Source organism: Herbaspirillum lusitanum P6-12 (assembly GCF_000256565.1).
GTDB lineage: Bacteria > Pseudomonadota > Gammaproteobacteria > Burkholderiales > Burkholderiaceae_D > Herbaspirillum > Herbaspirillum lusitanum.
Map to the genome: position 1 here is coordinate 1 of NZ_AJHH01000814.1, position 7,562 is coordinate 7,562.

The 7,562-nt window shown below is 60.3% G+C and carries 4 protein-coding genes and 2 pseudogenes; 1 reads left to right on the forward strand and 5 read right to left on the reverse strand.

What is annotated here, in order from left to right; genetic code table 11:
* Positions 1-753: LysR substrate-binding domain-containing protein (locus tag HLUSI_RS0126050; protein ID WP_016836718.1), on the forward strand; the 753-nt coding region annotated here is incomplete at its 5' end.
* Positions 754-1,050: 297 nt separating this feature from the next.
* Here the strand turns inward: HLUSI_RS0126050 and HLUSI_RS0126055 are convergent.
* The 5 genes and pseudogenes from HLUSI_RS0126055 to mmsA form a co-directional block, all read right to left on the reverse strand.
* Positions 1,051-1,827, reverse strand: a complete 777-nt coding sequence (locus HLUSI_RS0126055) for an SDR family NAD(P)-dependent oxidoreductase (RefSeq protein ID WP_016836719.1) — start codon at positions 1,825-1,827, stop codon at positions 1,051-1,053.
* A 24-nt stretch (positions 1,828-1,851) separates the two neighbouring features.
* Positions 1,852-2,850: an AraD1 family protein gene (gene araD1, locus HLUSI_RS0126060; protein ID WP_016836720.1), complete on the reverse strand. Its 999-nt coding sequence runs from the start codon at positions 2,848-2,850 to the stop codon at positions 1,852-1,854.
* Between the two features lie 27 nt (positions 2,851-2,877).
* Positions 2,878-4,612, reverse strand: a pseudogene (locus tag HLUSI_RS30825) (IlvD/Edd family dehydratase).
* Between the two features lie 112 nt (positions 4,613-4,724).
* The gene (mmsB, locus tag HLUSI_RS0126070; RefSeq protein ID WP_193365596.1) at positions 4,725-5,930 is read right to left on the reverse strand and encodes a multiple monosaccharide ABC transporter permease; all 1,206 of its coding nucleotides are present in this window, start codon (positions 5,928-5,930) and stop codon (positions 4,725-4,727) included.
* Position 5,931: 1 nt separating this feature from the next.
* A pseudogene (gene mmsA, locus HLUSI_RS30830) lies at positions 5,932-7,478 on the reverse strand (multiple monosaccharide ABC transporter ATP-binding protein).
* Between the last annotated feature and the right edge of the window lie 84 nt (positions 7,479-7,562).

The following is a 7,562-nucleotide window of genomic DNA, read 5'->3' on the forward strand; positions in this document are numbered from 1 at the left end:
CTGCCGCGCGGCATGCGTCCGACCATCTACGGCGAAGCCATGATCCGCCACTCCCGCATGGCGCTCACCAGCCTGTCGAAAGCGCACGAAGACATCGTCGCACTGAAGTCCGGCCTGTCCGGCCAGGTCGACGTCGGCGTGATCCTGTCGCCGGGCCTGTCGCTGGTGCCGGCGGCGATTGCACGCGTCAAGGAACATTCACCCATGCTGCGCATCGGGGTCGAAGTCGAGAGCAGCAACATCTTGCTGGCGCGGTTGCTACGCGGCGATCTGGACTTCCTGGTGGCGCGCATCCTTGATGAAGAAGTCAGCCACAACCTGCACTACGAAGAATTATCAGACGAACCGATCTGCGCGGTCGCCCGCGTCGGTCATCCGTTGCACGAGCACAAGAACATGACGCTCAAGGACATCGTCGACCATCCCTGGATCATGGCGCCCAAGGGCAGCATCCTGCGCAGCCGCGTCGACCTGATGTTCCGCAAGAGCGGCCTGACGCCGCCGGCCAACGTGGTCGACACCACGGCGATTCTGACCATCACCAGCCTGCTGCAGCAGACCGACTTCATCTACGCCATGCCCACCGAAGTGGCGCGCTACTACACCCAGGCCCGCCTGATGGACATCCTGCCCATCGAACTCCCCTGCCGCATGGCGGGTTTCGGCATCATCACGCGCCAGGACAATCTGCTCTCGCCAGGGGCCAACCTGGTGCTGCAGGCCATCCGCGAAGTGGCGAAAATGATTTACTGAGCAGGAATTTTCTTGCGCATGATGCGGCAAAAAGGCCACAGTGCGTCCCGCAGTTTTATTAAGAAATGTAAGAAAGCATTAGAGAATCTGGAAACCGGATTCACCCATTTGTGTAGCGTGATTTTTCTGCACTCGAAAATAAAAAAAGCAACTGCAAAAAAACAACAGCCCGCCGCCCGATATCTCAGTTTTTCTCTCTCCACCAATGAAAAAAAGCGTCGCCAGACAGCGACGCTTTTTTAATTTCAGCCAGTGTGTCCCGCTTTCAGGACAGGCCTGGCCGCCCGCCTTGCTTCATCAGACCCAACCGGCATCGACGATGAATTCCTGTGCCGTACACATGACGCTTTCATCCGACGCCAGGAACAGCACCATGCGCGCCAGATGCCACGGCAGCAATTCGCCTTGCAGGCATTGATTGCGCGCGATGTCTTCCTTGCCCTTTTCGTCCAGCCACAATTCGATCTGGCGTTCCGTCATGACCCAGCCCGGCGTCACGGTATTGACGCGGATGTTATGCGCGCCGAGATCGCGGGCCAGGCCGCGCGTCAGGCCCAGCACCGACGACTTGGCGGTGGTGTAGACCGGAAAGCCGCCGCTCGACGTATGCCAGCTGATCGAGCTGAAGTTGATGATGGAACCGGCCTTCTTCTTGATCATGCCCGGCGCTATCGCCTGCACCGCGAAGAACGAAGGGCGCTGATTGATGGCGATGCGGTTGTCCCAGTATTCCTGCGTCACGTCTTCCAGCTTGTGACGCTCGTCGTTGGCGGCATTGTTGACCAGCACGTCGAAGTCGCCCAGCTGTGCAGCCAGTTCCCTGATGGTGTTTTGCAACGAGGCGATATCGCGCAAATCGCAGTAGCGAAACGACGGCGCGGTGAAACCGGCGTCGGCGATCTGCTTGCACAGGGCTTCGCTGGCGTCCTTGGCGATGTCGACGAAGGCGACGACCGCGCCCTGTTCAGCCAACGCACTGACGATGGCCGCACCGATGCCGGTGCCGCCGCCGGTAATGAAGACGCGCTTGCCCTTGAGGCTGGGGTAGCTCGCCAGTTGATATGTTGCAGACATGAATTCTCCTGAATTGGATTTTGCTCAGAGCACGTTGACCTGCGGGTGCGGCACATCGTCCAGGCTGAGGCGATTGCGCAATGCAGGACCGAACGCGGCGACGTCGATTTCAAACGTCTCGCCCGGCGCCACCGTGATGTTGTCCGAGCAGCTCAGCGTCGCCGTGCCGAAGAAGTGGATGTGCACGTCGCCGGGACGGCGGAACAGCGGATATTTGAAGTGGTGATATTCCAGGTTCGAGACCGTATGCGACATGTTGTCCTCGCCGCTGACGAAGGGTTTCTCCCAGCGGACCTTGCCGTCTTGCGCACGGATGCGCGACGTGCCTTGCACGTGCGCCGGCAGTTCGCCTACCAGCAATGCCGGACCAACCGAACAGACGCGCAACTTGGAATGCGCCAGGAACAGGTAATTCTGGCGCTCGGTCACGTGGTCGGAAAATTCGTTGCCGATGGCGAAACCGAGGCGGTACGGCTGGCCGTTGTCGCCGATGATGTAGAGACCGGCGATCTCCGGCTCTTCACCGCCGTCGAGCGCGAAGTGAGGCATCGCCAGCGGCTCTTCCGCAGCGCGCACGATGGACCCGTCGCCCTTGTAGAACCATTCCGGCTGCACGCCGATCTTGCCGGCCGCAGGCTTGCCGCCTTCCAGGCCCATGCGGAACATCTTCATGCTGTCGGTCAGGTTGTCGCCGGCACCGTCGAGTTTCTTGTGCATGGCGTCGCGACCATCGGCGCTGCCCAGATGAGTCAGGCCGGTGCCGGTGACGTAGCAGTGGGCCGTGTCTTCGTGATCCAGCGGGGCCAGCAGGCCGCCGCTCGCCGCAACCTGCGCGTAATCGACCACGGTCGAGCCGAGTGCCGCGTTGGCGAAATCCTGCAGAGAACTTTTCTTGGCGATGGCGGCGCGCGCCAAGGCATAAGTGCTGCGATAGCCGTCAACGACGCGGATCTTCTTGCCGTCGTCTTCGAGAACGCCGACCTGGCGGCTGCCGTCAGCTTGTTTGAATTGCACCAGCAACATGGTTGTCACTCCGGATTAATATGAATCTTAGTGTGAATGTTTCGGAATGGCGGCGCAGCCGACCAGGAAGTCGAAGTCGCAGCCTTCATCGGCCTGCAGCACGCGGTCCACATACAGGGACTGGTAGCCGCCGACCATCTCGGGCTTGCGCTCGGCCAGCACCTTGGCGCGGGCCTCAAGGCGGCGCTTCATCTCTTCTTCGCTGATGTCCAGCTGCAGCTTGCCGGCATAGGCGTCGAGCTCGATGAAGTCGCCATCCTGGACGATGCCCAGCGGGCCGCCGGCAGCAGCTTCAGGTGCCACGTGGAGGACCACGGTGCCGTAGGCGGTGCCGCTCATGCGCGCATCGGAAATGCGCACCATGTCCTTGACGCCTTGCGCCAGCAGCTTGGGCGGCAAGCCCATGTTGCCGACTTCGGCCATGCCGGGATAACCCTTGGGACCGCAATTCTTCATCACCAGCACCGAGCTGGCGTCGACGTCCAGATCGGGATCGTTGATGCGTTCCTTGTAATGCGCAAAGTCTTCGAACACGACCGCCTTGCCGCGATGCTTCATCAGTTCGGGCGACGCCGCCGACGGCTTCAGCACGGCAGGGGGCCCCCTGCGTCCAGATGCAGATGCCGCCGTCGTCGATCAATGGATTGTCCAGCGTGCGAATCACTTCGTCGTTGTACTGCGGCGCATCCTGGTTGTTTTCCCACAGCGTCTTGCCGTTGACTGTCATCGCATCCTTGTGCGGGATCAGGTCGGCTTCACCGAGACGGCGCAGCACTGCCGGCAAGCCGCCGGCGTAATAAAACTCTTCCATCAGGAAGCGTCCCGACGGCTGCAGGTCGACAATCGTCGGCGTGCCGCGACCGACGCGGGTCCAGTCTTCCAGCTCCAGGTCGACGCCCATGCGGCCGGCGATGGCCTTCAGGTGAATGACGGCGTTGGTCGAGCCGCCGATGGCGGCGTTGACGCGAATGGCGTTCTCGAACGCTTCGCGCGTCAGGATCTTGGACAAGGTCAGGCCTTCCCAGACCATGTCGACGATGCGCATGCCGGACATGTGCGCGAGCACATAACGGCGCGCATCAACGGCGGGAATCGCGGCGTTATGCGGCAGCGAAGTGCCCAGCGCCTCGGCCATGCAAGCCATCGTCGAAGCCGTACCCATGGTGTTGCAGGTGCCGGCCGAACGCGACATGCCGGCTTCGGCCGCCATGAATTCGTGAATGGAAATCTTGCCCGCCTTGACCTGCTCGCTCAGTTGCCAGACCACCGTGCCGGAGCCGATGTCCTTGCCTTCGTGCTTGCCGTTGAGCATCGGGCCGCCGGTGACGACGATGGCCGGCACGTCGCAGCTGGCCGCGCCCATCAGCAAGGCCGGCGTGGTCTTGTCGCAGCCGACCAGCAGCACCACTGCATCCAGCGGATTGCCGCGGATCGATTCTTCAACGTCCATGCTGGCGAGGTTGCGCGTCAACATGGCAGTCGGGCGCAGGTTGGATTCGCCATTGGAGAACACAGGGAACTCGACCGGGAAACCGCCGGCCTCGATGATGCCGCGCTTGACGTGTTCCGCGATCTTGCGGAAATGCGCATTGCACGGCGTCAGTTCGGACCAGGTGTTGCAGATGCCGATGACCGGCTTGCCCTGAAATTCATGATCGGGAATACCCTGGTTCTTCATCCAGCTGCGATACATGAAACCGTTCTTGTCGGCTGTACCGAACCAGGCTGCGGAACGCAGTGTGCGCTTCTTGTCGATAGTCATTTACTCATCCGTTGGAATAGTGCGGTCGCCACTCCCGTTGTGGCGACGCTGATGAAAACGGCTGCGAGAAACTCCTCTCACAGCCCCCCTCTGGCAGAACCTTTATTTCTTGTTATTTATTTTTATTGTAGACATCAAAGAATACGGCGGCCAGCAACACCAGGCCCTTGATCACCTGCTGGTAATCGATGCCGATGCCCATGATGGACATGCCGTTGTTCATCACGCCCATGACGAAGGCGCCGATGACCGCACCCATGACCTTGCCGACGCCGCCCGAGGCCGATGCACCGCCGATGAAGCAGGCGGCGATCACGTCCAGCTCGAAGCCGGTGCCGGCCTTCGGTGTCGCCGTGTTCAGGCGCGCAGCGAAGATCAGCCCTGCCAGCGCTGCCAGCATGCCCATGTTGACGAAGGTGTAGAAGCTCACGCGTTCGGTCTTGATGCCGGACAGCTTGGCGGCTTTTTCATTGCCGCCGACGGCGTAGACGCGGCGGCCGATGGTGGTGCGATTGGTCACGAAGGTGTAGATCACCATCAGTGCGAACATGATGATCAGCACGTTCGGCATGCCCTTGTAGGACGCCATCAGGTAGCTGAAGGCGATGATGCCTGCGGCGAACAGGATGTTCTTGAGCAGGAAGAACACAGCCGGTTCTTCTTCCATGCCGTGCTTGACCTGCTTGCTGCGACCATGGACTTTGACCGCCAGCAGGATTGCCGCCGCGGCAATGCCGACCAGCAGCGACGTCAGGCGTACGCTGCCGGTGTCGGTATCCGCGAAGAATTCAGGAATGAAACCCGAGCTCAGCAACTGGAAGCCGCGCGGGAAAGGTCCAACCGACTGGCCTTCCAGCAGCGCCAGCGTCAGGCCCTTGAACACCAGCATGCCTGCAAGCGTGACGATGAAGGACGGGATGCGGAAAAACGCCACCCAGTAACCTTGCGCCGCGCCGATGGCGGCGCCGGCGATCAGGCAAATGACGGTGGTCAGGATGAAGTTGACTTCATAGTTGACCATCAGCACCGCCGCCAGCGCGCCGATGAAACCGACCACCGAACCCACCGACAAGTCGATGTGGCCGGCCACGATCACCATCAGCATGCCCAGCGCCATGATCACCACATAGCTGTTTTGCAGCACCAGGTTGGTCAGGTTGAGCGGCTGCATCAGCGTACCGTCGGTCATGACCTGGAAGAAGGCCATGATCGCCACCAGCGACAGCAGCATGCCGTATTCGCGCATGTTGTTCTTGAGGAAGCCGGCGTATTCCCGCTTGGCTTCAGGGACCGCGTCGAGCGTAGGTGTCTTGCTCATTTCATTGTTCTCCATTCTTCACAATCCTTTCGTTCCTTACGATGGAACGCATGATTTTTTCCTGCGATGCATCCGCCGCCGTGTACTGGCCGACGAATTGCCCTTCGTTCATGACATAGATCCGGTCGCACATGCCCAGCAATTCCGGCATTTCCGACGAGATCATGATGATGCATTTTCCTTCCGCGGCCAGCTGGTTGATCAGCGTGTAGATCTCGAACTTGGCGCCAACGTCGATGCCGCGCGTCGGCTATCGAGGATCAGTACTTCCGGATTCGAGAACAGCCACTTGCTGAGCACCACCTTCTGCTGGTTGCCGCCGGACAGGTTCACTACCTTTTGCAGCACGCTCGAACAGCGGATCCGCATCTTGGTGCGGAAATCCGCCGCCACCTTGAACTCGCGCGCCTCGTCGATCACCGATTTGTCGGAGATCGCGCCCAGGTTGGCCAGCGAGATGTTCTTCTTGATGTCTTCGTCCAGCACCAGACCGTCGCCCTTGCGGTCTTCGGTGACGTAAGCGATGCCGTGGTTGATGGCTTTCTGAATCGTGCCGACATCGATCTTCTTGCCGTGCAAATACACTTCCCCGCTGATCTTGGTACCGTAGGCACGGCCGAAGATGCTCTTGGCGAGCTCGGTGCGGCCGGCGCCCATCAGGCCGGCGATACCGACGATTTCGCCCTTGCGCACGTTGAAGTCGATGTCCTTGATCACCACGCGATCGGGATGAATCGGATGATGCACGCGCCACTGTTTGACTTCAAAAATGGTCTCGCCGATCTGCGGCTCGCGCTTGGGGTAGCGGTCCGCCATCTCACGGCCGACCATGTTCTGGATAATGCGGTCTTCGCTGATTTCTTCCTTGCGGCAGTCGAAGGTATCGACCGTGGCGCCATCGCGCAGCACGGTGATCGAATCGGCGACCTTGGAAATCTCGTTGAGCTTGTGCGAAATCAGGATCGACGAAATGCCCTGCGCCTTCAGCTCCAGCAGCAGTTCGAGCAAGGCATCGCTATCGCTTTCGTTGAGACTGGCGGTCGGTTCGTCGAGGATCAGCAACTTGACCTCTTTCGACAAAGCCTTGGCGATCTCGATCAGCTGTTGCTTGCCGACGCCGAGGTTGGTGATCAGCGTCGATGGCGGATCCTTCAGGCCGACCTTGGCCAGCAGTTCCTTGGCTTTGGCGTAGGACAGCTCCCAGTCGATCACGCCGCCGCTGGCCTGCTCGTTGCCGAGGAAAAGATTTTCGGTAATCGACAGCAGCGGCACCAAGGCCAGCTCCTGATGGATGATGATGATGCCGACGCTTTCGCTGTCGACGATATCCTTGAATTCGCGGGTCTGTCCCTGATAGATGATGTCGCCGGAATAGCTGCCGTGCGGATAGACGCCGCTCAGGACTTTCATCAGGGTGGATTTGCCGGCGCCGTTCTCGCCGACCACGGCGTGGATCTCGCCGGTGCGCACTGCCAGGTTGACGTTGTTGAGCGCCTTGACACCTGGGAATGTCTTTTCAATTCCGCGCATTTCCAGAATTGTACTCATGTGTTCTGACCTCTTCTTCTGCTCCGGCCTGCCGTTGTGGTGGGGATACTGCGGGCCGCTATCCTGGCGTCCGGCCGGCGCCGT